This window comes from Streptomyces sp. NPDC050732, from assembly GCF_040654255.1.
Taxonomy (GTDB): Bacteria; Actinomycetota; Actinomycetes; order Streptomycetales; family Streptomycetaceae; genus Streptomyces.
The window spans coordinates 40,767-62,597 of the sequence record NZ_JBFAHP010000018.1 but is presented as its reverse complement, the minus strand read 5'-3'; the positions used below and the strand labels follow the sequence as shown (position 1 = coordinate 62,597).

At 70.1% G+C, this 21,831-nt stretch carries 21 protein-coding genes and 1 tRNA gene; 11 read left to right on the top strand and 11 right to left on the bottom strand.

Annotated features, from left to right (window positions below; all coding sequences use genetic code 11):
- Window positions 1-33 precede the first annotated feature (33 nt).
- Window positions 34-483, bottom strand: coding sequence for an ATP-binding protein (locus AB0H82_RS18255; RefSeq protein ID WP_362993833.1), 450 nt, complete (start codon window positions 481-483; stop codon window positions 34-36).
- 195 nt (window positions 484-678) lie between these two features.
- On the opposite strand from AB0H82_RS18255, the gene AB0H82_RS18250 reads away from it, so the two are divergent.
- Complete coding sequence (locus AB0H82_RS18250; protein WP_362993831.1) at window positions 679-1,437, top strand: GntR family transcriptional regulator; 759 nt, start codon at window positions 679-681, stop codon at window positions 1,435-1,437.
- Window positions 1,438-1,453: 16 nt separating this feature from the next.
- Here the strand turns inward: AB0H82_RS18250 and AB0H82_RS18245 are convergent, their stop codons facing one another.
- The 5 genes from AB0H82_RS18245 to phoU form a co-directional block, all read right to left on the bottom strand.
- Window positions 1,454-1,840 carry a hypothetical protein gene (locus AB0H82_RS18245; protein ID WP_362993829.1) on the bottom strand — a complete coding sequence of 129 codons (387 nt, stop codon included), beginning with the start codon at window positions 1,838-1,840 and terminating at the stop codon, window positions 1,454-1,456.
- Between the two features lie 162 nt (window positions 1,841-2,002).
- Window positions 2,003-2,353 carry a hypothetical protein gene (locus AB0H82_RS18240; protein ID WP_362993827.1) on the bottom strand — a complete coding sequence of 117 codons (351 nt, stop codon included), beginning with the start codon at window positions 2,351-2,353 and terminating at the stop codon, window positions 2,003-2,005.
- Window positions 2,354-2,397: 44 nt separating this feature from the next.
- Entirely contained in the window at window positions 2,398-2,619 is a 222-nt protein-coding gene (locus tag AB0H82_RS18235; protein ID WP_362993825.1) for a hypothetical protein, read from the bottom strand.
- A gap of 151 nt (window positions 2,620-2,770) precedes the next feature.
- Window positions 2,771-3,808 (bottom strand): HNH endonuclease signature motif containing protein, encoded by a 1,038-nt coding sequence (locus tag AB0H82_RS18230; protein ID WP_362993823.1) that lies wholly within the window; start codon window positions 3,806-3,808, stop codon window positions 2,771-2,773.
- Window positions 3,809-4,202: 394 nt separating this feature from the next.
- Entirely contained in the window at window positions 4,203-4,886 is a 684-nt protein-coding gene (phoU, locus tag AB0H82_RS18225; RefSeq protein WP_362993821.1) for a phosphate signaling complex protein PhoU, read from the bottom strand.
- Window positions 4,887-5,159: 273 nt separating this feature from the next.
- Between phoU and AB0H82_RS18220 the strand changes: the two genes are divergently transcribed.
- Window positions 5,160-6,443 (top strand): ATP-binding protein, encoded by a 1,284-nt coding sequence (locus tag AB0H82_RS18220; protein ID WP_362993819.1) that lies wholly within the window; start codon window positions 5,160-5,162, stop codon window positions 6,441-6,443.
- On the top strand, window positions 6,440-7,120 hold the full coding sequence (locus AB0H82_RS18215) for a response regulator transcription factor (RefSeq protein ID WP_030362171.1): 681 nt from the start codon (window positions 6,440-6,442) through the stop codon (window positions 7,118-7,120). Before AB0H82_RS18220 ends, AB0H82_RS18215 begins: the two co-directional genes overlap by 4 nt.
- 84 nt (window positions 7,121-7,204) lie before the next feature.
- On the opposite strand, the gene AB0H82_RS18210 is transcribed toward AB0H82_RS18215, so the two are convergent.
- The gene (locus tag AB0H82_RS18210; protein ID WP_362993817.1) at window positions 7,205-7,942 is read right to left on the bottom strand and encodes a copper chaperone PCu(A)C; all 738 of its coding nucleotides are present in this window, start codon (window positions 7,940-7,942) and stop codon (window positions 7,205-7,207) included.
- A 683-nt stretch (window positions 7,943-8,625) separates the two neighbouring features.
- Here AB0H82_RS18210 and AB0H82_RS18205 point away from each other — a divergent pair.
- The 7 genes from AB0H82_RS18205 to AB0H82_RS18175 all read left to right on the top strand — a co-directional run bounded on the left by AB0H82_RS18205 (window position 8,626) and on the right by AB0H82_RS18175 (window position 15,441).
- Window positions 8,626-9,108: a CarD family transcriptional regulator gene (locus tag AB0H82_RS18205; protein WP_003953493.1), complete on the top strand. Its 483-nt coding sequence runs from the start codon at window positions 8,626-8,628 to the stop codon at window positions 9,106-9,108.
- 291 nt (window positions 9,109-9,399) lie between these two features.
- Window positions 9,400-10,131, top strand: coding sequence for a 2-C-methyl-D-erythritol 4-phosphate cytidylyltransferase (gene ispD, locus AB0H82_RS18200; RefSeq protein ID WP_362993815.1), 732 nt, complete (start codon window positions 9,400-9,402; stop codon window positions 10,129-10,131).
- On the top strand, window positions 10,121-10,624 hold the full coding sequence (ispF, locus tag AB0H82_RS18195) for a 2-C-methyl-D-erythritol 2,4-cyclodiphosphate synthase (protein ID WP_362993813.1): 504 nt from the start codon (window positions 10,121-10,123) through the stop codon (window positions 10,622-10,624). Before ispD ends, ispF begins: the two co-directional genes overlap by 11 nt.
- Before the next feature lie 81 nt (window positions 10,625-10,705).
- Window positions 10,706-11,110, top strand: coding sequence for a PPOX class F420-dependent oxidoreductase (locus AB0H82_RS18190; protein WP_362993811.1), 405 nt, complete (start codon window positions 10,706-10,708; stop codon window positions 11,108-11,110).
- An 80-nt stretch (window positions 11,111-11,190) separates the two neighbouring features.
- Entirely contained in the window at window positions 11,191-12,594 is a 1,404-nt protein-coding gene (gene cysS / locus AB0H82_RS18185; protein WP_362993809.1) for a cysteine--tRNA ligase, read from the top strand.
- Window positions 12,595-12,702: 108 nt separating this feature from the next.
- Complete coding sequence (rlmB, locus tag AB0H82_RS18180) at window positions 12,703-13,647, top strand: 23S rRNA (guanosine(2251)-2'-O)-methyltransferase RlmB (RefSeq protein ID WP_362993807.1); 945 nt, start codon at window positions 12,703-12,705, stop codon at window positions 13,645-13,647.
- Window positions 13,648-13,764: 117 nt separating this feature from the next.
- On the top strand, window positions 13,765-15,441 hold the full coding sequence (locus AB0H82_RS18175; protein WP_362993805.1) for a DoxX family membrane protein: 1,677 nt from the start codon (window positions 13,765-13,767) through the stop codon (window positions 15,439-15,441).
- A gap of 99 nt (window positions 15,442-15,540) precedes the next feature.
- Here the strand turns inward: AB0H82_RS18175 and AB0H82_RS18170 are convergent, their stop codons facing one another.
- The 3 genes from AB0H82_RS18170 to ugpC all read right to left on the bottom strand — a co-directional run bounded on the left by AB0H82_RS18170 (window position 15,541) and on the right by ugpC (window position 18,140).
- Window positions 15,541-16,260, bottom strand: a complete 720-nt coding sequence (locus AB0H82_RS18170) for a nucleotidyltransferase family protein (RefSeq protein WP_362993803.1) — start codon at window positions 16,258-16,260, stop codon at window positions 15,541-15,543.
- Between the two features lie 36 nt (window positions 16,261-16,296).
- Window positions 16,297-16,761, bottom strand: a complete 465-nt coding sequence (locus AB0H82_RS18165) for a hypothetical protein (protein ID WP_362993802.1) — start codon at window positions 16,759-16,761, stop codon at window positions 16,297-16,299.
- A gap of 242 nt (window positions 16,762-17,003) precedes the next feature.
- Window positions 17,004-18,140, bottom strand: coding sequence for a sn-glycerol-3-phosphate ABC transporter ATP-binding protein UgpC (gene ugpC, locus AB0H82_RS18160; protein WP_362993800.1), 1,137 nt, complete (start codon window positions 18,138-18,140; stop codon window positions 17,004-17,006).
- Window positions 18,141-18,353: 213 nt separating this feature from the next.
- On the opposite strand from ugpC, the gene AB0H82_RS18155 reads away from it, so the two are divergent.
- Window positions 18,354-18,427, top strand: a tRNA-Thr gene (locus AB0H82_RS18155).
- 67 nt (window positions 18,428-18,494) lie between these two features.
- Here AB0H82_RS18155 and AB0H82_RS18150 read toward each other — a convergent pair.
- Window positions 18,495-21,692, bottom strand: a complete 3,198-nt coding sequence (locus AB0H82_RS18150; RefSeq protein WP_362993798.1) for a Tat pathway signal protein — start codon at window positions 21,690-21,692, stop codon at window positions 18,495-18,497.
- Window positions 21,693-21,831 lie beyond the last annotated feature (139 nt).

Sequence of the window (21,831 nt, the reverse complement as noted above, 5' to 3'; positions counted from 1 at the left end):
CCATGGGGCGCGGGTCGTCGGACCGGTGTGCGGTCAGGACGGCCAGGCGTCGGCCATTCGGAAGGAGACCACGGTTCCGCCGAAGCGGCTGGTGCCGGCGTGCCAAGAGTCGGAGACGGAGTCGACCAGGAGCAGGCCGCGCCCGTGTGCGTCGTCGGCATCGGGGTGCCTTAGCCGTACGTTCTCGGGAAGCCCCGGGTTGTGCACCTGGTTGTGCACCTCGACGCGGAGTGAGTCGCCTTCGCGAAACCACTCCACGCGGACGACCCAGGGCTCGTCCGACCGGCCATGGAGGACGGCGTTGGTCACAAGCTCCGAGATCAGCAGGGCGCAGTCGTCGACGGAGCAGGCGGGGTTGTACGGAGTGATGAACTTCCGGAACCAGTTCCGGGCCCGAGGTACGGACTCCGCGACCGGGCGCAAGGTCATCGCACCGAGGCGCAGCGACTCTTCGCAGGGGCAGCAGTCGAGCGCGTAGGTCATCGGTTCCGCACCTCTCACTTCAGAGGCCCCGTCGACCTCTCTATACATCTCACTTTGAAAGCAACCTCTCTAGAGACGTCAATCGAACGGCGAGAGGAAGATGGTGTCCGGGTCGGTCGGTGGTTACGCGCAGCAAGAAGACGCCCCAACCCGTGGCCTAAGGTGTCTAGAGAAGAGCGGGAGGAGACCTACGGGATGGCCCACAGTGAAGACGGCCCTCGGCCCAAGTACCAGCGGATCGCGGACACCCTGCGCGAGGCGATCCAGGCGGGTCAGTACGGTCCTGGTGATCGGCTGCCGGGGGAGAACGACCTCATGGCCACGCACGGCGTTGCCCGCATGACGGCACGCCAGGCCTTGAGTGTCCTTCGGGACGAGGGCATCGCTGAAGCCCGCAAGGGGGCCGGCGTTTTCGTCCGCGCCTTCCGTCCGCTTCGGCGTCGAGGCATTCAGCGACTGGCCGAGCAGCGGTGGGGGAACGGCCGCTCCATCTGGTCGGCGGACATCGAGAACCGCTCCCTTGAGGTGGACCAGGTCACCGTTTCCGAGGAGGCCGCCCCCGACCGCGTCGCCACGGTCTTGGACTTGGCCGACGGGGAGCCGGTGTGCGTGAGGCGTCGGCGTTTCGTCCTGGACGGCAAACCCGTGCTGCTCGCGACGAGCTACCTATCCATGTCCCTGGTCGCCGGCTCCGCGATCACCCAGGAGGACACCGGGGAGGGCGGGACGTACGCAAGGCTCGCCGAACTCGGCCACAAACCAGTGCACTTCCGCGAGGAAATCCGCTCACGCATGCCGTCGCAGGGCGAGGCGGTGCGCTTGAGCATGTCCGCGGGCACCCCGGTCATCCTCATCTGCCGCACGGCATTCACGGCCGAAGGCCGTCCCGTCGAGTTCAACGAAATGACGCTGGACGCCGCCTCGTACGTCTTGGAGTACGACTTCGATGCCTGACACCAAGTGAGCATGGTCAGCCCGTCACAACAGGAACGATCACCGCTGCGATGGCGGAGAGCAGGCCTCCTACGGCCAAGAAGCCGTTGAACTTGTCTCTTGCGGTCGGGAAGACGGCACGGCTCACATCGCCGACCTTGCTACGTAGAACGATCATCTTGAGTTTCTGCCAGCGATGTTGGCGGTTTCCGCACCCCATGAGCAAGCCGTAGGCATTGTTCCGGCAGTAGGTCTTGCCGTCTCGGTTGACCGCCCCACACCAGACCGGCACTCGGAAAGCGGCGTACGCGGAGACCGCGACCGACAAGGCCGCGATGACCGGGAGGGCCCATTGCTGGGTCCACGCAACGATGAGTGCCCCCACCGCGATGTATCCCCAGTACAGGCGCATGGCTTTGCCCATGGACACGTAGAGTAGTGGCATATGCGCAGACCGGATAGTGGCAGGCGTCGGTGATGAGCCCCGATCTCCGGGTGTCTGTCCTTCGGCTGTCACCGACTCCGACGGGGTGGCCTGAGCCGTCGAAGCCACTCAGCACCGGCCGACACGGCCGATGATGGCCAGTCAGAGCCGACGCGCCGCCGCCTCGACGCTGTCCCCGCCGGTGGAGTTGAACGCGATGGCGGCCTGTGGTGCGTGGCGGTGGATCAGGTTCACGATCTGCTCGAAGAGGGGAAGCAGCTGCTCCGTCTTGCGGATTCCGGCCCCGACCACCACCACGTCCCACGCGCGCTCGGTCAGCGACGCGACTAGGGTGGGCTCGGCCGACTCGCCGAACACGACCAGTGCCATGGCCGCTTCGATGCCGTGCTCCCCGAACCGGGCCAGCTCCTTGTCCAGCGCCGCACGGAGACCCTCCGCGTCGACGCCGGGTATGGCCTGCGGGTCGTAACCGATAACGAGTACGGAAGACATGCGGTCAACCTACTCGCACCCTTCCGAGCTCCGTACCGGGCGCCTCACGGTCCGGACGTGCTCGTGTCCGAGATTCCCTGGGCCAGGTCCGTGACCACGTTCTGGATGCCCTGGCCGAAGTCCGTCGGGGCCACCAGGATGCCGAAGACGAGGACCACGGACATGGTCAGGAACGTGTCCGTCTTGGTGCGGGGCGCCACTCGTCTCCGGAGGAGCACGACGATGACGACAGCCAGCAGAACCGCGAGGTCGATCGACAGCACCACTTGGCCACTCCTCCGGTCAGGAGCCAAAGACCCGGACGTTCCTGTGTAACCCGAACTCCCGCGCTGTGGCTGTCCGGTCACTTGGAGTTGGCAGCAAAGCACTCATCCAAGGCCGAATCGGCTCGGAGCCCGAGGGAGGCTCAAGGGGGACTCATGGGACCGGCCACGTTCCCGTCCATGGGTGGTCCGACGGGAGCGGTGTCGTTTCGCCTCGGCGTTTCGCCAGGCGTCTCCGTGCGATGTGGTACGCCCACGCGTGCGTGGAGACCTTCTTCTCCACGCCGAAGTGCCTCCCCGTGGCCGCCTCCAGGACCCGGTGGTACTCCTGCAAAAGGTCCCAGGACATCCCGGCGAAGTCGGGATCGGCCCAGCCGTACAGGTGCTGGAGTTCGAACCGTACGGCGGCCAGGAACTCCAGCTCGCCCCGGTCCTTCGGTTCCGTTCTGCCGCCGTGCGCGCGCACCCACTCCTGTACCTCCGGAGCCGCCCCCGTCCACTTGCTGCCCGAGTCCCGGATCTCCGCGTAGTCCACCCAGGCCCAGAAGGCCTCCGAGTCGGCGATGTCCGGCGCCTGCCGGTGGTGGTCCGGGCAGAGCAGCGCGAAGTTACGGACGTCCATCGACCCGCCGAGCGACTGCGGCACGGCGTGGGCGCGCTCCACCGGTGTGCCCCAGCAGATGAGGCACGCCGGGTCCATCCCCAGGTAGTCGGCTATCGCCGCGAGGCGCGGCGGCGTCCTGCGGTCGTTCTCCGTCGTCCCGCGCGGGCGCAACGGAAGCAGGTCCACGTCGTACCAGAAGCCCTCCGCGTCCTCGGGGTAGGAGATGCGCAGCTCGTCCGGCACGTCGTTCCGCTGCTTGTGGTTGTTCCCGATGGTGTGGAAGGGCGTGGTCACCTCGGTCAGGTACGGAAGCAGGTACTCCAGGGTGAAGTTCCGGATGATCTCGATGGCGTCGCGGTCGTAACCACCGGCGTCGTTCCGGTGCCCCTGCACAGTGAGAAGCAGACGACGGGGCTTGCCGGGCCGCTGGCGCTGCGCGCTTCTGAGAACCTCGAAGAGGCGCCGGGCACAGCGCTCGAAGTTCTCGTACACGGCCATGTCGTGGCAGAGCAGGATCGCCTTCTCACGGGCCGGGCGCACGCTTCGGCTCGGCGGGTTCTTTCTGCTCCGCTTCTTCTTCTTGGGCATGGCCAGATGTTCGCGCGCGGCAGGCGCGCGGCACGCGGGTTCCAGGAAAGAGGGCAGCCTCCACGCGCGCGTGCGCCGTTGACGCGCCCCGGTCTCGTGGGCATGCAATGACAGCAGGCAGTACGCCGGTACGCCTTCGAGGAGGAGACCATGGCCGAGTCCCCTACGCGCGAATCCGTTCCCGAGCAGTCCGTCTGTCTGCTGAAGTCCTGCGGCTGCGGTCCCGGCTGCAGCTGTGGCTGTCAGTCGGGCGGCAGCTGCCAGTGCGGTGGCGGTTGCGGCTGACGACCGCGAGCCAGGACCGCGGGCAAGCACATGGCTGTGCCCCGCGCGAAGCGATCGCGCGGGGCACAGCCAGCCGCGGAAGACGGCGAAGGCCAGGTGGCCGGGAGGTCTACGCTCCCTCCACCTGCGCCGGCCCCGTCGCCTGTATTTCGTCCGCGTGTTCGCCCGTGACCAGGTACACGACCCGCTTCGCCACCGACACCGCGTGGTCCGCGAAGCGCTCGTAGTAGCGGCCGAGCAGCGTCACGTCGACGGCCGTCTCGATGCCGTGCTTCCAGCGGTCGTCCATCAGATGCTGGAAGAGCGTGCGGTGCAGCTGGTCCATCTCGTCGTCGTCCTGCTCCAGCTGGAGCGCCAGGTCGACGTCCTTGGTGATGATGACCTCCGCCGCCTTCGCCATCAGGCGCTGCGCGAGCTGGCCCATCTCCAGGATCGTGGCGTGCAGGTCCCGCGGCACCGCCGAGTCGGGGAAGCGGAGCCTCGCGAGCTTCGCGACGTGCTGGGCGAGGTCGCCCGAGCGCTCCAGGTCGGCGCTCATGCGCAGCGAGGTGACCACGATGCGCAGGTCCGTGGCGACCGGCTGCTGCCGCGCCAGCAGGGCTATCGCGCGCGCCTCCAGGTCGTGCTGCAGATCGTCGACCTTCTGGTCGGCCGCGATCACGCTTTCGGCCATCTTCAGGTCGGCGTCGAGCATGGCCGTCGTGGCGCGCCCGATCGCGGACCCGACGAGGCGGGCCATCTCGACGAGGCTGTCGCCGATCGAGTCAAGTTCCTCGTGGTACGCGTCCCGCATGTGGCTGTCCCTCTCTAGTACGTGCCAGGGGGCTGGCCCCTACGCTCCCACGGTGCGGGCCCGACGCGTCCGTTTCCGGCCCGCCGAATGAACCACCACCATCATCAAGGTGAACTGTGGGCGACGACGGACGGCATCCCCGACCGGCGCCGCCCCGGCCCGCCCGGAGGAAGTGAACCGGTGCGGTCCCCACGGTGAACTCTGAGCGACGACTGTTCGAGCCGACACCCGTACGGCTGTGACCGGCGCTTACTCGGCGCATAACCTGGACGCATGGACGTGAACGCGGCGGTCGCCGCAGCGGCAGCGATCGCCGGGGTGTGCACCGGTGTCATCGCCATGCTGGCGTTCCGATGGAGCGAGCGCGACCAGAAACGCCCCACCCGGACCTCCCTGCACACCGATCCCGTACTGCCACCGGGCGTAGACACGGTGCTCTCCGTGCTCCGCTCCTCCGCGGTCGTCCTCGACGAGGCCGACAGTGTGGTCAAGGCCAGCTCTGCGGCGTATGCGCTCGGACTCGTGCGCGGCGGGAAGCTCGCCGTCGAGCCCATGCTGCAGATGGCCCGCGACACCCGCCGCGACGGGGAGATACGCCAGGTCGAGCTGGACCTGCCGCGGCGCGGCACCGGCCGCGGCGAGGCCCTGGCCGTCTCCGCGCGCGTGGCCCCGCTCGGCTCCCGCCTCGTCCTGCTCCTCGTGGAGGACCTCACCGAGGCCCGCCGCATCGAGGCCGTACGGCGGGACTTCGTGGCGAACGTCAGTCACGAGCTGAAGACGCCGGTGGGGGCTCTCTCGCTGCTCTCCGAAGCAGTCATGGACGCCTCCGACGACCCGGAGGCCGTCGAGCGCTTCGCCGGCCGCATGCAGATCGAGGCGACCCGGCTGACCAACCTCGTCCAGGAGCTCATCGATCTCTCCCGCGTACAGAACGACGACCCCCTGGAGGACGCCGAACCCGTCCGCGTCGACGAACTGGTGGCCGAGGCGATCGACCGCAGCCGTCACCAGGCCTCCCACAAGCAGATCACCATGGCCGCCGGAGGCACCGCCGAACTCCAGATCTGGGGCAACCGCGGACAGCTCGCCGCGGCCCTCGGCAACCTCGTCGAGAACGCCGTGAACTACAGTCCGGCCCGCACCCGCGTGGGCATAGCCGCCCGCCGGGTCACCGCACCCGGCGGGGACCTCATCGAGGTCGCGGTCACCGACCAGGGCATCGGCATCTCCGACAAGGACAAGGAACGCATCTTCGAGCGCTTCTACCGCGTCGACCCGGCCCGCTCCCGGGCAACCGGCGGCACCGGCCTCGGCCTGGCCATCGTCAAACACGTGGCCGCCTCGCACGGCGGGGAGGTCACCGTGTGGAGCTCCGAGGGTCAGGGCTCCACCTTCACCCTGCGGCTGCCCGAGGCGGCCGCACAACGCGACCGCGGAACCGGTCACGGCGGCGGACTCGACGGCGAGACCGCGTCGTCCGGCGACAGCACCGCGACCGCCGCGGCCGCCGCGACCACCACGTACGAACCCATCCCTGCCCCGGAGGTCCTTCCGTGACCCGAGTGCTCGTCGTCGAGGACGAGGAATCCTTCAGCGACGCCCTGTCCTACATGCTCCGTAAGGAGGGCTTCGAAGTCGCCATCGCGGCGACCGGCCCGGACGGACTCGACGAATTCGAGCGCAACGGCGCCGACCTCGTCCTGCTCGACCTGATGCTGCCCGGCCTGCCCGGCACCGAGGTCTGCCGCCAGCTGCGCAGCCGCTCCAACGTCCCGGTGATCATGGTCACCGCCAAGGACAGCGAGATCGACAAGGTTGTCGGCCTTGAGATAGGAGCCGATGACTACGTCACCAAGCCCTTCTCCTCGCGCGAACTGGTCGCCCGCATCCGCGCGGTGCTCCGCCGCCGCGGCGAGCCCGAGGAGGTCGCCCCGCAGGCCCTGGAGGCCGGCCCGGTACGGATGGACGTCGACCGCCACGTGGTCACCGTCTCCGGCTCCAAGGTCGACCTGCCCCTGAAGGAGTTCGACCTCCTGGAGATGCTGCTGCGCAACGCGGGCCGCGTCCTCACCCGCATGCAGCTCATCGACCGGGTCTGGGGCGCCGACTACGTGGGCGACACCAAGACCTTGGACGTCCACGTGAAGCGCCTGCGCGCCAAGATCGAGCCGGACCCGGGGGCGCCCCGGTACCTGGTGACGGTACGGGGGCTCGGATACAAGTTCGAGCCGTAAACGGCACGGTGAAGACGGCACGGTGAGTACGGAGAAGGGCGGGGCCCCGGTGGGGTCCCGCCCTTCTTGCTCCGCGTACGTCGCTCAGTGCTCGGTGCCGGTCCCCGTGCCCGCGTCCGCGCTGTGCGAGGCGGACCCCGACGGCTCGGTGCTCGCGTCGCCCGCCGCGCCGGAGGGGCTGCCCGACGGGTCCGTGGCGGCCCCCGAAGCGGACTCCCTGGGCTTGCCGGACTGGCCGGGCTCGCCGGACTTCGCGGGCTTCGACGGCTTGCCACCGGGAGCCTGCGGCAGGGCGCTCGGGCCCCACTTGCTGAAGTAGCTCTCGGCGGGCACGACGAACGCTTCCATCTTCACGTCGCCGGTGCTGCTGAAGGAGAAGGTGACCGGCTGCGCGTTGCCGTCCTTGATGGCGTCGCCGCCGCCGGCCAGGACCGCCGAGGCGTTGTCCTTGCCGCCGATGACGATGGAGCCGCCGGCCGGGATGGTCAGCGGACCGTTCGGCTTGGAGTCCTTGTCGTCCTTGCCGCGCGTCAGCTTGGCCTTCTTGTCCGCGCCCTCGACCGTGATGGAGTTCAGGGTCTGGGGCTTGTCACCGGCGTTGAAGATCGTCGCGGCGATCGCGGCCGGACCCGTGGACTTCTGGTCGGGCTGCGTGATGACCATGGCGTTCTGGATCTTGATGTCGCCGACGGAGGTCGCGGCGTTGTCCGGCTTGACCTCCATCGTCTGTGCGTTGTTGCCCGCCGCGCACGCGGAGAGCGAGGCGAGCGAGAACGCGATGGCGGTGGCGGCGAGGGCGCCGCGTCGAAGGCTGCGGCTCACGGCGGCGGCAACTCCTTGAACGTGGGCGGTACAGGACGGGGCGGGCGGCCGTAAAGCCGTCCTAAGGGTGTGTCAGCGCGCTTAGGTTACCGAGCCGTTCCCGCACCACCGCACCCGACCCGCCCCTTAGCTCACACGACAGCCCACTCGGCGACGCAACCGACCCGGCTTCAGGAGTCACCGGCCCGCCCGGCCGTCCTCCGCCCCAGCTGTCTCAATGCTCCCGCAGGCCACTTTCGTAAAAGCGTCACCAAGAGACTCCGGTGTCACGCACCGTGGATTTCCGGTAAGGAATGCGAGAGGTCCGCAGAATTGATCACACGGCGGATCACGTGGCGGATCGCCCGCCGATCACGCATCGGCTTGATCAATTCGGAAACGCCCCGGACCGTGCCGAGCACATCTCTCCGGCGTCCGAACGGAGTATCGGAAGTTCACCGCTTGGAACCGCGCAAACCGGGACGTTCGGCCGCTTCGGGCGCCCTCGGGGGGCGCGTAACGGGCACGTTTCCGGCTCCCCGAAGAGCCGCTCCGACCTGCGAATACCCCGTTCCGATGCCCCTCCGCAGCACGTTCCTGTTGCTGTTGTCAAGCCCCGAGATATGCCCTGACCTGCGAAAACGCCATTCAGAAGAGGCGATTCTCGTGTTAGGATGGATAGCCACGGAAGGGGTACCTGTCACATGACGTTCAAGGTTGGCGACACCGTGGTCTATCCCCATCACGGGGCCGCGCTGATCGAGGCCATCGAAACTCGCCAGATCAAAGGCGTGGACAAGACCTACTTGGTGCTGAAGGTCGCCCAGGGCGACCTGACGGTGCGTGTGCCAGCGGACAATGCGGAGTTCGTCGGCGTGCGTGATGTGGTCGGGCAGGACGGCCTCGACCGGGTCTTCGAAGTACTGCGCGCGCCGTACGCCGAAGAGCCCACGAACTGGTCGCGCCGCTACAAGGCAAATCTCGAGAAGCTCGCCTCGGGCGATGTCATCAAGGTCGCGGAAGTCGTGCGTGACCTGTGGCGTCGGGAGCGCGAGCGTGGACTGTCGGCCGGTGAGAAGCGCATGCTCGCCAAGGCCCGCCAGATCCTGGTGAGCGAGCTCGCCCTCGCGGAGAACACGAACGAGGACAAGGCCGAGGCCCTGCTGGACGAGGTCCTCGCGTCCTGACGCGGACGGTCCGAGGTGCTTGAGAACCTCGGCGGTCCCGCGTCGACCAGGCGCAGCAATGCCGCGGTGCCCGCTGACCCTTACTGGAGTCGCCGGGCGCTGCGGCATGTTCGTACCCGCATATTCCTCGCACCCTGGCACATGTGAGAGCGGCCCCCGGGGAGCCGTGTTGGCGTGCTGGACTCGGCAGCTGGCTCGACCAGATGTCACGGAAGGGTCCGGTCAAGATGCCACCCCGGCACGGTGAGGCCATACCCACGTCGGCCGAGCACACAAACCTGAACGGAACCGATGTCTAGCGAATCCCGTACCGCGGTGGTCATTCCCGCGGCTGGGCGGGGCGTGCGCCTCGGCCCTGGCGCCCCCAAAGCGCTTCGCGCGCTGAACGGCACACCGATGCTCATCCACGCCGTGCGTGCCATGGCGGAATCCCGTGCCGTCTCCCTCGTCGTCGTGGTGGCACCACCGGACGGCGCGCCCGAGGTCAAGACGCTCCTCGACGACCACGCGCTGCCCGAGCGGACCGACTTTCTCGTCGTGCCCGGCGGCGAGAGCCGCCAGGAGTCCGTGCGGGCCGGCCTCGACGCGCTGCCGGCCGGCTTCGACATCGTGCTCGTGCACGACGCGGCCCGCCCGCTGGTGCCCGTCGACACGGTCGACGGCGTCATCCGGGCCGTACGCGAGGGGGCGCCCGCCGTCGTCCCCGCGCTGCCCCTGGCCGACACCGTCAAGCAGGTCGAGCCCGCGGCGACACCCGGACAGCCCGAGCCCGTCGTGGCGACGCCCGAGCGCGCCAGGCTGCGCGCCGTGCAGACGCCGCAGGGCTTCGACCGCGCCACGCTCGTGCGCGCGCACGAGACCGTCACCGACAACGTCACGGACGACGCCAGCATGGTCGAGCAGCTCGGCCTGCCCGTCGTCGTGGTGCCCGGCCACGAGGAGGCGTTCAAGGTGACGCGCCCCCTCGACCTGGTGCTCGCCGAAGCCGTCCTCGCCCGCAGGAGGGCCAACGATGGCTTCTGAGACGCCCGCGCCGGTGCTCCCTCTCGTCGGCATCGGCACCGACATCCACGCCTTCGAAGAGGGCCGCGAGCTGTGGTGCGCGGGCCTGAAGTGGGACGACGAGGGGCCCGGGCTCGCCGGGCACTCCGACGCCGACGTCGTCGCCCACGCCGCCTGCAACGCGCTGTTCTCCGCGGCCGGTCTCGGCGACCTCGGCGCGCACTTCGGCACCGGACGCCCCGAGTGGTCCGGCGCCTCCGGCCTGACCCTCCTCGCGGAGGCCGCCCGCATCGTCCGGGAGGCCGGCTTCACCATCGGCAACGTCGCCGTCCAGGTCATCGGCCCCCGCCCGAAGATCGGCAAGCGCAGGGACGAGGCGCAGAAGGTGCTCTCCGAAGCGGCCGGCGCCCCCGTCTCGGTCTCCGGCGCCACCACCGACGGCCTCGGCTTCCCCGGCCGGGGCGACGGCCTCGCCGCGGTGGCCACCGCGTTGGTCGTACGGACGACGCCCTGAGAGCCTTCCGCGGATTTCGGGTAAGCGTGGCTCCTACAAGGCAAGGCTCTCGCAGCCGGCTGTCCACGAAGGAGTGAAGCCATGTCCGCCGTACTGTCCGACCAGCTCAAGGCTCTTCTCGACGCACCGTCCTTCATCGTCGTCGCCACCATCCAGCCCGACGGCAGCCCGCAGCTGTCGCCGGTCTGGGTGAAGCGCGACGGTGACGACGTGCTGTTCTCCACCACGCTCGGGCGCCGCAAGGAGAAGAACCTGCGCCGCGACCCGCGGGTGACGGTGCTGCTCCAGCCCTTCGACGCGCCGTACACGTACGCGGAGATCCGCGGCACCGCGGAGATGACGACGGAGGGTGGCCAGGAGCTGATCGACGAGTTGTCGGTGAAGTACACCGGCAAGAAGTACGCGGAGTTCAACCCGGACTCGGTGAACGACTCCCCGAGGGTCGTCGTCCGGGTGACCGCGCGGAAGGTCGTCGGGCGGCTCTGAGGGGCGCCGGCACGTCACAGTTATGTGCATGGTGGCCAAGGGGGCGTGGGGCACTGCCCCACGCCCACTACCCTGGAGTGGTGACGATTCGCCTGTACGACACCAGCGCCCGGCAGATCCGTGACTTCAGCCCTCTCAACGACGGCTGCGTCTCGATCTACCTCTGTGGTGCCACGGTCCAGGCTGCACCGCACATCGGGCACATCAGGTCCGGCCTGAACTTCGACATCATGCGCCGCTGGTTCGCCTACCGCGGCTACGACGTGACGTTCATCCGCAATGTGACCGACATCGACGACAAGATCATCCGGAAGTCGGGCGAGCAGGGCCGGCCCTGGTGGTCCATCGGGTACGAGAACGAGCGCGCCTTCAACAGCGGGTACGACGCGCTCGGCTGCCTGCCGCCCACCTACGAGCCGCGCGCCACCGGCCACATCACCGAGATGGTCGAGATGATGCGCGGCCTCATCGAGCGCGGCCACGCCTACGAGGCCGACGGCAACGTCTACTTCGACGTGCGGTCCTTCCCGGAGTACCTGGAGCTCTCCAACCAGGACCTGGACGAGCTGCGCCAGCCCTCGGGCGAGGGCGAGACCGGCAAGCGCGACCCGCGTGACTTCGCCATGTGGAAGGCCGCCAAGGAGGGGGAGCCCAGCTGGGAGACCCCCTGGGGGCGCGGCCGGCCCGGCTGGCACCTGGAGTGCTCGGCGATGGCCCACAAGTACCTGGGCACGGAGTTCGACATCCACGGCGGCGGGATCGACCTGATCTTCCCGCACCACGAGAACGAGATCGCGCAGGCCAAGGCCTTCGGTGACACCTTCGCGCGCTACTGGGTGCACAACGGCTGGGTCACCATGAGCGGCGAGAAGATGTCCAAGTCGCTGGGCAACTCGGTGCTCGTCAGCGAAATGGTCAAGCAGTGGCGCCCGATCGTGCTGCGCTACTACCTCGGCACCCCGCACTACCGCTCCATGATCGAGTACAGCCCGGAGGCCCTGCGCGAGGCCGAGTCCGCGTTCGCCCGCATCGAGGGCTTCGTGCAGCGCGTGGTGGAGAAGGCCGGCGGCGTCGTCGAGCCCGCCTCCGAGGTGCCGCCCGCGTTCGCCGACGCCATGGACGACGACATGGGCGTCCCGCAGGCGCTCGCCATCGTGCACACCACGGTCCGGCAGGGGAACAGCGCCCTGGCCGCCGACGACAAGGAAGCCGCCGTGGAGCGCCTCGCCGAGGTGCGGGCCATGCTCGGCGTCCTCGGCCTCGACCCGCTCGACCCGCACTGGGCGGGCGGCGAGCAGGACCGCGGCGAAGACCTGCACGGCGTCGTGGACACCCTCGTCCGCCTCGTCCTCGACCAGCGGGAGGCCGCCCGCGGCCGCAAGGACTGGGGCACCGCCGACGCCATCCGCGACCAGCTCAACCAGTCGGGCCTCGTCATCGAGGACAGCCCGACCGGGCCCCGCTGGACGCTCGGGCCGCGTTAAGCCGCGCCCGCGATGTGCCGCCCGGCCTTCCGGGCGGCACACTTCATAGACGTACACCTCTGCGCGTACGCACGTACGCGCACACGCATCACAACAGACAGGTAGGTCATGGCCGCTAACAACCGCCGCATGTCCGGCAAGAAGGGCGCGCAGGTCGGCAGCGGCGGCAATCGGCGCCGCGGCCTGGAGGGCAAGGGTCCGACGCCGCCCGCCGAGGCGCGCAAGGGGCATGTGAAGAACCGCATCGCCACCGCCAAGGCCAAGAAGGCCGTCGGCCGCCGCGGCACGCCCAAGGGGCGCGGCGGCAAGGGCACGTCCGAGATGGTCATCGGCCGCAACCCCGTCTTCGAGGCGCTGCGCGACGGCGTGCCCGCCTCCACGCTCTACGTCCAGCAGTTCATCGACAACGACGAGCGGGTCCGCGAGGCGCTCCAGCTCGCGGCCGAGCGCGGCGGCATCCACCTCATGGAGGCGCCGCGCCCCGAGCTGGACCGCATGACGAACGGCCTCAACCACCAGGGCCTCGTGCTCCAGGTCCCGCCGTACGAGTACGCGCACCCGGAGGACCTCGTCGCCGCCGCGTTCGACGAGGGCGAGGACCCGCTGATCGTCGCGCTCGACGGCGTGACGGACCCGCGCAACCTCGGTGCGATCGTCCGCTCGGTCACCGCGTTCGGCGGCCACGGCGTCGTCGTGCCCGAGCGCCGGGCCGCCGGTATGACGGCCGGCGCGTGGAAGACCTCGGCCGGTACGGCCGCGCGCACGCCGGTCGCCCGCTGCACGAACCTGACGCGCGCCCTGGAGGCGTACAAGAAGGCGGGCGTCGCCATCGTCGGCCTCGCGGCGGACGGCGAGCACGAGATCGGTGACCTGGAGGCCCTCAACGGCCCCGTCGTCATCGTGGTCGGCAGCGAGGGCAAGGGCCTCTCCCGCCTCGTCGGCGAAACCTGCGACTTCCGGGTGCGGATTCCGATGCCGGGTGGGGCGGAGTCCCTCAACGCCGGTGTCGCCGCCGGTGTCGTGCTGTACGAGGCTTCGCGGCGCCGCGCGTAGGAGTTCCCGGGCGTACAGATGTCCGGACCGTGTGATCCCTTGACGGGGGTCTCTTGACGCGGTCCGGACATTTCCCCGTGGTCAAGGCAGTGTCCTAAACACACATCACTCGGTTAGATGAGTGTGGACACCAGAACACCCCGCACTCCCACAGGGGGAAGCTCGTCAGGTTTCGACGATGCTCCCGCGCTGAGCATGGTGAAGGTGCCGAGCGACCCGGCGCAGGTCATCGTCAATCACGCGAGTTTCCGCGTGCAGCTTCCCGCCGCTGGGCGCACTCAATCCCCTCGTATCTCACGGCACTTGGGCACTCCCGACGAGACGGTGCGCATCCCCGCCGTCGCCGCGGCGGCCAAGCGCCGCGCGCCCGTCGTCTGGAGCGGGAAGTCCGACCCTGACGACACCGGCGCGATCAGACTGCTGCAGGCCGTCCGCGGCAGCGGCATGCTCCGTTCGGCCGAAGAGGCAGGGCCCTACGACGAGGGCGGCGCCACGCAGGTCATCCCGCGCGTCGACCTCGACGAAGGGCCCGAGACCGTCGAGACGCCCGCCGTCATCGGGCCGCGCACCCCCGAGTCCGGGACCCGGATGCTGCCGCGCACGCGGCCGTCCGGCAGCGACTACGACGAGCGGCTCGACGAGCAGGGCCGATACGCAGACGACGCGGACGGCATGGCCGACGCGTATGACGACGACGCGTACGACGACGGTGGCGAGGGCCAGGAGCGGGTCCGCAGACGCGGCTCCGACCCCGTCCGGCACGCGTACTACCCCGGCCGCCGGATGAACCTCGGCGTCGTCCTGCTCCCGCTGCGCGTCTTCCTCGGCTTCATCTCCATCTACGCCGGCATGGGCAAGCTCTGCGACCCCGTCTACTTCGACGGCGGCGAACGCGGCTCCATGGTCAAGTGGCTCAACTCCCTGCACCCCTGGGCGCTCGCCGAGCCGCTGCGCGACTTCGCCCTCCAGCACCCGGTGGGCGCCGGGCTCTGCATCGCCTTCCTCCAGGTCGTCGTCGGCGTCCTGACCGTGCTCGGGCTCTGGCAGCGGGTCGCCGCCTCGATCGGCGTGCTGCTCTCGGCGGCGCTCATCGTCACCGTCAGCTGGAAGACCGTTCCCGCCTACGACGCGCCCGACATCATCTACCTCGCCGCCTGGTCGCCGCTGATCATCGCGGGCGCCCCCGTCTACTCCATCGACGGGCGGCTCGCGGGCGAGGCCTGGCGCACGCTCGGCCCGCGCGTCGACATCTGGGACCTGCGGCGGCGCGTGCTGCGGCGCGGCGGCCTGATCGGTGCCGTGGTGGTCGGTGTCACGCTGCTCATCGGGTCGATGCTGGGCGGCGCCGTGCGCGACGCGGACCGGGTCACCGTGCCGGGCCCCGGCGAGCCGCCGCGCAACGAACTGCCGGGCTCGCCGCTGCCGCAGGACCCCGCGAAGAAGCGCAAAGAGCGCCAGTCGCAGTCCCCGTCCGCCTCGACGGGGACCCCCCCGGTGCGGGGCAGCTCCGCGACGCCCACGCAGGGCGCCACGGCGCCGGGCGCGGCCACCCGGGAGACGGGCACGACCGGCTCCACGGGCGCGGGGCAGCCCAGCCAGCCGCAGGGCAGCAGCACGGCGGGACAGGCTCCGCCGCAGCAGTCCGCGCCGCAGCGGCCGTCGGCGACGACCGCGGGCCCGTCGTCCAGCGGTGGTACCGGTGGCAGTCCGGGCGGTACCGGTACGTCCGGCGGCACGAGCGGCGGCGCGGAGGAGAGGCCCGGCGGTCTGCTGGGCGGCGTACTCGGCCGCTGAGCGCGGCGGCGCTCCCCTTTCCCCGCGCTACGCCGACGGGCCCCGCACACACACTGTGCGGGGCCCGTCGGCATACGTACGGTCAGCGGGGCAGCGGGGTCAACGGCCCTGCGCGGCCAGTTCCTTGGCGGCCTCGGTGAGGTCCTTCGCGGTGTCGATCGCGCGCCAGTAGGCGCCCTGCGGCAGCGGGTAGCCCGCCAGGCGCTTCTCGCGGGCCAGGCGCGGGAACGTGGTGCGCTCGTGGTCGCCGAGGTCAGGCAGGAGCGCGGTGAACGAGGCCGAGAAGACGTACACGCCCGCGTTGATGAGGTACGGGGACGGCGGGGCCTCGATGAAGTCCGTGATGTGGCCGAACGCGTCCGTCTCGACGGCGCCCCACGGGATGCGGGGGCGGGCCAGGGCGAGGGTCGCTGTGGCGTCGCGCTCGGCGTGGAAGGCCGCCATGTCGCGCAGCGAGAAGCGGGTCCAGATGTCGCCGTTCGTCGCGTACCAGGGCTGGTCCGCGTGCGGCAGGTGCCGGGCGGCGTACTTGAGGCCGCCGCCCCGGCCCAGCGGCTCCTTCTCGACGACCGTGCTCACGTTCAGCGGGAGGTCGGCGGAGTCCAGCCACTCCTGGAGGACCTCCGCGAGGTGCCCGCAGGAGACGACGGCGTCCGTCACGCCCTCCTCGGCCAGCCAGGCAAGCTGATGGCCGATGATCGGGGTCCCCGTGCCGGGGATCTCGACCATCGGCTTGGGCCGGTCGTCGGTGTAGGGGCGGAGCCTGGAGCCCTGGCCTCCGGCCAGGACGACAGCCTGCGTGGGCTTCAGCGTGGTCATGCTGAAACCCTACGCGGCGCGGTGGTGCGGGCCGGCTCAGCGGTTGTGCAGATGGGCGGCGGCCACGCCGGTCGCGAAGGAGGTGTCGCAGACGGGCCTCGCGTACGACTGGGCGCGGGTCGGGCCGTACACGCGCACGGCGGCACGGCCGAGCGCGCGGGCGATCGCCGCGCAGTGCCGGGCGAGCGAGGGGTGGCGGTTCACCTCCTGCTGGAGATGGGTGAGCGCGACGCCGGGGTTCTTCTCCTGGAGTTCCAGGAGGAGCCGGTCGCGCAGGATGTCCTGCGGGGCGCGGGACTTGGCGGGCTTGGAGAGGTTGTCGGCGGATGCGGTGAGCATCGAGTCCGAGGAGTTCCCCGACCAGTTGACGCTGGTGACCGCGAGGGTCCCGGAAAGCACCAGCATCACGGGCAGGACGAGAGCGAGCGTGCGGCCGATGCGGCGGGCGGGGCCCCGGTGGGCTCGGCGCGGCTTCTGGGTGTAGTTGGCGGAGTGCGTCACGCGAGGAGCGTAGCGCTAGGTGATGATTTGGCGACATTTAGTCACCCGGTCGAGCGACGGCGAAGTGGGTTTCTCTCACGCGGTGTTGACGCGCGCAAGTGAAATGACCGTTCTGCCGGGGTATTTGTCGACAACGAGAGGCTTTCCGGGGTTTCTCCGGAACTCCGGTTGGACGTACACGAAGGGCCCCGCACGCACGGTGCGGGGCCCTTCGGCAAGGCAAGGCGGGGCGGGGCGGAGCGTCAGTCGCTGAGGCGCTCGCCCGTCGACGTCGAGAACACGTGGGTCTCACCCGGACGCGGCACGACGTGCAGCTGGGCGCCCTTCTCCGGGACCCGGCGGCCGTTCACACGGACCACGAGGTCCTTGTGCTCGCCGCCGACCTCGGCGGAGCCGTAGACGTAGCCGTCGGCGCCGAGCTCCTCCACGACGTTCACGGAGACGGCGAGGCCCGCCGGGGCGTCCGCGGTCTCCTTGGAGAGGGACTTCACGGCTTCGCCGTCCTGCTCGACGATGTCGAAGTGCTCGGGACGGACGCCGACGGTGACGGTGCGGTCGCCGCGGTCGGCGGCGGCGCTGAGCGCCTCACGGTTCACGGGCACGACCGAGTTGCCGAACTTCACGCCGCCGTCGGTGATCGGGACCTCGACGAGGTTCATGGCGGGGGAGCCGATGAAGCCGGCGACGAAGAGGTTGGCCGGGCGGTCGTACATGTTGCGCGGCGAGTCGACCTGCTGGAGCAGACCGTCCTTCAGGACGGCCACGCGGTCGCCCATGGTCATGGCCTCGACCTGGTCGTGGGTCACGTACACGGTGGTGATGCCGAGGCGGCGCTGGAGCGACGCGATCTGCGTACGCGTCGACACGCGCAGCTTGGCGTCGAGGTTCGACAGCGGCTCGTCCATGAGGAACACCTGCGGCTCACGCACGATGGCGCGACCCATGGCGACACGCTGACGCTGACCGCCGGAGAGCGCCTTCGGCTTGCGGCCGAGGTACTCGGTGAGGTCCAGGATCTTGGCGGCGTCCTCGACCTTCTGCCGGATCTCCGCCTTGTTCACGCCGGCGATCTTCAGGGCGAAGCCCATGTTGTCGGCGACGGTCATGTGCGGGTACAGCGCGTAGTTCTGGAACACCATGGCGATGTCCCGGTCCTTCGGCGGCAGGTGCGTGACGTCGCGGTCACCGATGCGGATGGCGCCGGCGTTCACGTCCTCAAGCCCCGCGAGCATGCGGAGCGAGGTGGACTTGCCGCAGCCGGACGGGCCGACGAGTACGAGGAATTCGCCGTCCTCGATCTCGATGTCGAGGCCGTCGACGGCGGGCTTGTCGCCACCCGGGTAGATGCGGGTCGCCTTGTCGAACGTAACAGTGGCCATGGTGAGGGCCCCCTTCACCGGCAGGAACGTGCCGGACGATCCGAGTAGAGGGAGTGGTGTAGTCCACCTGAGTGAACTGCTCGTGACCGTATCCCGGGGGGCAGCCGTCTGTCAGTAGTCGCGGTGCTGTGACCTTCGAGGAAATTTTCGACGGGCGCGCGGGCGGTGTTGGTTACACTGCTCGGGCACGTCCGGCGCACGTCCGGTGTGCGTGCCTCCTTAGCTCAGATGGCCAGAGCAACGCACTTGTAATGCGTAGGTCGTCGGTTCGAATCCGACAGGGGGCTCCGTAGGCGAAGGCCCAGGCCACCTCTTCGGTGGCCTGGGCCTTCGGGGGTTTCGGGGCGGGTGGGGCTAGCGGGTGACGGGTGACGTCGCCTTGCTCGTGGAGGTGCCGTCGCGGTGGCCCGTGCGGTGGGCCGTCACCTTGACCGTGATCTTCTTGCCGCGCTGGGCGGTCTTCAGGGGCAGGGACGACGTGGTGGCGCCGGTGATCTTCGTGCCGTTCGCGTACCACTGGTAGGAGTACGAGGACGGGACGGGCGACCAGGTGCCCTTTGCGGCCTTGAGGGTCTTGCCGACCTTCGCGGTGCCGCTGATCGTGGGTTTCGCCGTGGCCTTGGGCGCGGTGCCCTTGGCGACCGGCACGGGCGCGGAGCTCGCCGACGCGTTCCGCGAGCCCGCGTGGGCGGTGACCGTGACGGTCAGCTTCTTGTCCAGGTACTTCGCCGGGACCTTGTACGTCGGGGCCGTGGCGCCCTCGATGGGCTCGCCGTCGGCCTTCCACTGGTAGGTGTACGAGGACGGGGTGGGCGTCCAGGTGCCGGGGGCGGCGGTGACCTTGGAGCCGACGGTGGCGGTGCCCGTGATTCTGGGCGCGGTGGTGTTCGTCAGCTCCGGCTCGGTGACGGTGAAGGTGCCGCGCTGGTACTGCCCGTTCGCGTAGACGCTGAGGTTCCAGTCGCCGGCGGGGATGCCGGTCAGGTCGAGCGTCGCCTTCAGCTTGCGGTTGTCGGCCGACACCGACTGCGTCTTGGCCGTGAGGGTCTTGCCCGCCTGGGTGAGCCGGACCGTGAAGTCGGGGTGGAGGGCAGTGCCCGTCACCGTGAGCGTGGGCTTGGTGCCGCTGGGCGCCGTGGTGGGCGTCACGCCGGTGACGGTGACCTTCTCGCCGCCGCAGCGGGCGAACGAGCACTTGAGCGTGGCGCGGTAGGCGGTCTTGCCGGCCTTCTCAGGGAGGCCGAGGACCAGGAGGGAGGGCCTGGACGGTGCCGACGCCGACTCGTTCACCCCGCAGACGTAGCCGTTCGGGCTGGTCAGGGTGCAGCCGTTGGTCCACTTGTTGTCGTAGAGCGAGGGGACCGCCGTCGTCCCGGCGCCGGTCGTGTCGGTGATCTCGGCGTCGAAGCGGTCGCCGTCGACGGTGGGCAGGACCGCGCACACCGCGGTGCGGGACTCGTCGAGGGTGCCGGTGACCGGTCCGTAGCCGTAGGCGACGGAGGGGACCTTGGCGCACTCGGCGGCGGGGCCGTCGGCGGTGGCGACGCGTAGGGCGTCGAGGCGGTACTCGGGTGCCGCCTTGAGGCGGGCCGGTACCTGGACGAGGGCCTGGTGGGTGGTGCTGCCGGTGGCCGCGCAGGCGCGGTTGCGGAAGGAGCACTCGGGGGTGCCGTCGCCGCCCATGACGGCGACGTTGGCGGTGCCGAGGGCGTCGCGCACGTCGACGTGCAGGACGTCGGCGTCGGCCGCCGTGGTGACCTGGTGGCAGCGGATGCTTCCCGGGGCGCCGTACGAGCCCTTCACGGAGGGGCCGCCGACCTTCGCGGCCGTCGTCCTCGCGCAGCCCGCGGACGACGCCGTCGACGTCACGTCGCGGCGCGTCAGGGTGTAGCCGGCCGGCTTGTCGCTGCCGGTGACCAGGACCGTGTGGGCCTTGCCTGGCGTCAGCGAGCAGACCGTCCAGCCGTCGGTGGTGGCGTAGCGGTCGCAGACGCGCTTGCCGGTGGAGTCCAGCACCGAGAACTTGGCGGGGACGTCGCCTGAGGTGGCCGTCAGCTGCAGGAGTTCGGCCGCGGTGTGGGCGTCGGCCGGGATGGTCAGGCAGTGCGAGAAGACTCCGTCGCCGGTGGTGAGGGTGGCCTTGGCGCCGTCGTCGGAGAAGCTGCCCGCGGGCAGGACGGGGCAGTCGTTCGCCGCGTCGGTGCGGTGGACGGCGACCGTGTACGGGCCGGTGCGGGGGGTTCCGTCGGCGTGCACGAGGGCGCGGTAGGGCGCGGTGCCGGTGAGCGCGCAGTCGCCCGCGGAGAGCTCTTCCCCGGAGCACTGGGCGGTGCCTTCGCGGTCGAGGACCTCGACGGCCGGGTCCACCCCCGGGGTGTCGAGCGCGGTGAGCGCGGCGATCCGGGAGTCCTTCGGCGCGGGGAGGTTCAGGCAGTCGTACTGCCCGGCGTCGCGGAACACGCCCTTGTGCGGGCCCATTTCGCTCTTCACGCAGCCGCTGTCGGAGGCCCGGTCGAGGACGACGAGGCCGCGCGGGGTGTCGTGGAACGGGGACGAGCCGTCGAGGTAGGCGGTGTAGGTGCCCGCGGCGGGCAGGGTGCAGGGCGACTCGGTGTTGCGGCAGACGGTCTTGCCGGAGCGGTCGTGCACGCGTATCCAAGCTGGGTCGCTGTCCTCACCGTCCTCGGCGACGGAGTCGAAGCGGTACTTGCCCGCCTTCTCGGCCGTGACCGTGTAGCAGGGTGTGGTGATCAAGTCCTGTGCGGTCAGCGGGCCGTAGGGGCGGACGGGGGAGGCCGGGCAGCCCTGCGGGTCGTTCAGGCGGCGCGCCGTGACCGCGTACTCGGCGGGGAAGCCCCTCTCCGCCCTCGTGACGCGGGACAGGGCGCGGTAGGGGCCCTTGCCGGGCAGGACGCAGCTGTCCTCGTCGTCCTCGGGGAAGCGGGGGCAGATCCGGGCGCCGGTGGCGTCGGTGATCCAGGCGATGGCCTCGCCGTACGCCTTGGTGCCGCGGGTGAGCCGGATGCGGTCGCCGGGCTCGGCGTCGAAGGGCTGGCAGCCGATCTCGACGGGGCTGGTGGACGTACGCGTCGGTGTCGGCAGGTCCCATGCGGTGCCGGCCCGCGGTGCGCAGCCGCGGTCGCCGCCGAGCGGTACGACGGTGACCGCGGTGTCGGCGTCCTTCCAGCCGCTGTTGCTGACCTTCAGCGTGTAGGTGCTCGCCGCGGCGAGGTCGCACCAGCCGTCGACGCGGTACTCGCTGTCGAAGCAGTCGACCGGGGTGTCGCCGCTGTAGACCTCGGCGTGTGCGTCGTTGCTGGAGTCGTCGAACGAGACCAGGTGGAGGCCCGCCTCGGTGGTGGTGAAGGTGTAACAGGTGGACGCGTCGGGTGCGACCTTCGCCCTGCCGACCGCGCCGCCCGGGTCGCCGAACGGGGCGAGGGCGAGCGGCGCGCACTCCGTTCCGGCGGCGTGGGCGGCCGTCGTGGGCAGCACGGACGGTAGAAGCAGGGCGAGCAGTGCGGTCAGGGTGAAGAGCACGGCGGTGGACACCGCAGGTCTCGTGGATCTCGCAGGTCTCGCGGGTCTCGTGGATCTCGTGGATCTCGTGGATCTCGGACAGGGACGTGGTTCAGGCATCGAGCCCCCCCAGGCTGAACGGATGTTCGGGTGATCGTGGCACAAGGGTGTG

What these genes read in the sequence shown, in the direction of transcription:
- AB0H82_RS18255 (WP_362993833.1), bottom strand. Translation starts at nt 483, where the DNA reads ATGACCTACGCGCTCGACTGCTGCCCCTGCGAAGAGTCGCTGCGCCTC.
- AB0H82_RS18250 (WP_362993831.1), top strand. Translation starts at nt 679, where the DNA reads ATGGCCCACAGTGAAGACGGCCCTCGGCCCAAGTACCAGCGGATCGCG.
- AB0H82_RS18245 (WP_362993829.1), bottom strand. Translation starts at nt 1,840, where the DNA reads ATGGGCAAAGCCATGCGCCTGTACTGGGGATACATCGCGGTGGGGGCA.
- AB0H82_RS18240 (WP_362993827.1), bottom strand. Translation starts at nt 2,353, where the DNA reads ATGTCTTCCGTACTCGTTATCGGTTACGACCCGCAGGCCATACCCGGC.
- AB0H82_RS18230 (WP_362993823.1), bottom strand. Translation starts at nt 3,808, where the DNA reads ATGCCCAAGAAGAAGAAGCGGAGCAGAAAGAACCCGCCGAGCCGAAGC.
- phoU (WP_362993821.1), bottom strand. Translation starts at nt 4,886, where the DNA reads ATGCGGGACGCGTACCACGAGGAACTTGACTCGATCGGCGACAGCCTC.
- AB0H82_RS18220 (WP_362993819.1), top strand. Translation starts at nt 5,160, where the DNA reads ATGGACGTGAACGCGGCGGTCGCCGCAGCGGCAGCGATCGCCGGGGTG.
- AB0H82_RS18205 (WP_003953493.1), top strand. Translation starts at nt 8,626, where the DNA reads ATGACGTTCAAGGTTGGCGACACCGTGGTCTATCCCCATCACGGGGCC.
- ispD (WP_362993815.1), top strand. Translation starts at nt 9,400, where the DNA reads ATGTCTAGCGAATCCCGTACCGCGGTGGTCATTCCCGCGGCTGGGCGG.
- ispF (WP_362993813.1), top strand. Translation starts at nt 10,121, where the DNA reads ATGGCTTCTGAGACGCCCGCGCCGGTGCTCCCTCTCGTCGGCATCGGC.
- AB0H82_RS18190 (WP_362993811.1), top strand. Translation starts at nt 10,706, where the DNA reads ATGTCCGCCGTACTGTCCGACCAGCTCAAGGCTCTTCTCGACGCACCG.
- rlmB (WP_362993807.1), top strand. Translation starts at nt 12,703, where the DNA reads ATGGCCGCTAACAACCGCCGCATGTCCGGCAAGAAGGGCGCGCAGGTC.
- AB0H82_RS18175 (WP_362993805.1), top strand. Translation starts at nt 13,765, where the DNA reads ATGAGTGTGGACACCAGAACACCCCGCACTCCCACAGGGGGAAGCTCG.
- AB0H82_RS18170 (WP_362993803.1), bottom strand. Translation starts at nt 16,260, where the DNA reads ATGACCACGCTGAAGCCCACGCAGGCTGTCGTCCTGGCCGGAGGCCAG.
- ugpC (WP_362993800.1), bottom strand. Translation starts at nt 18,140, where the DNA reads ATGGCCACTGTTACGTTCGACAAGGCGACCCGCATCTACCCGGGTGGC.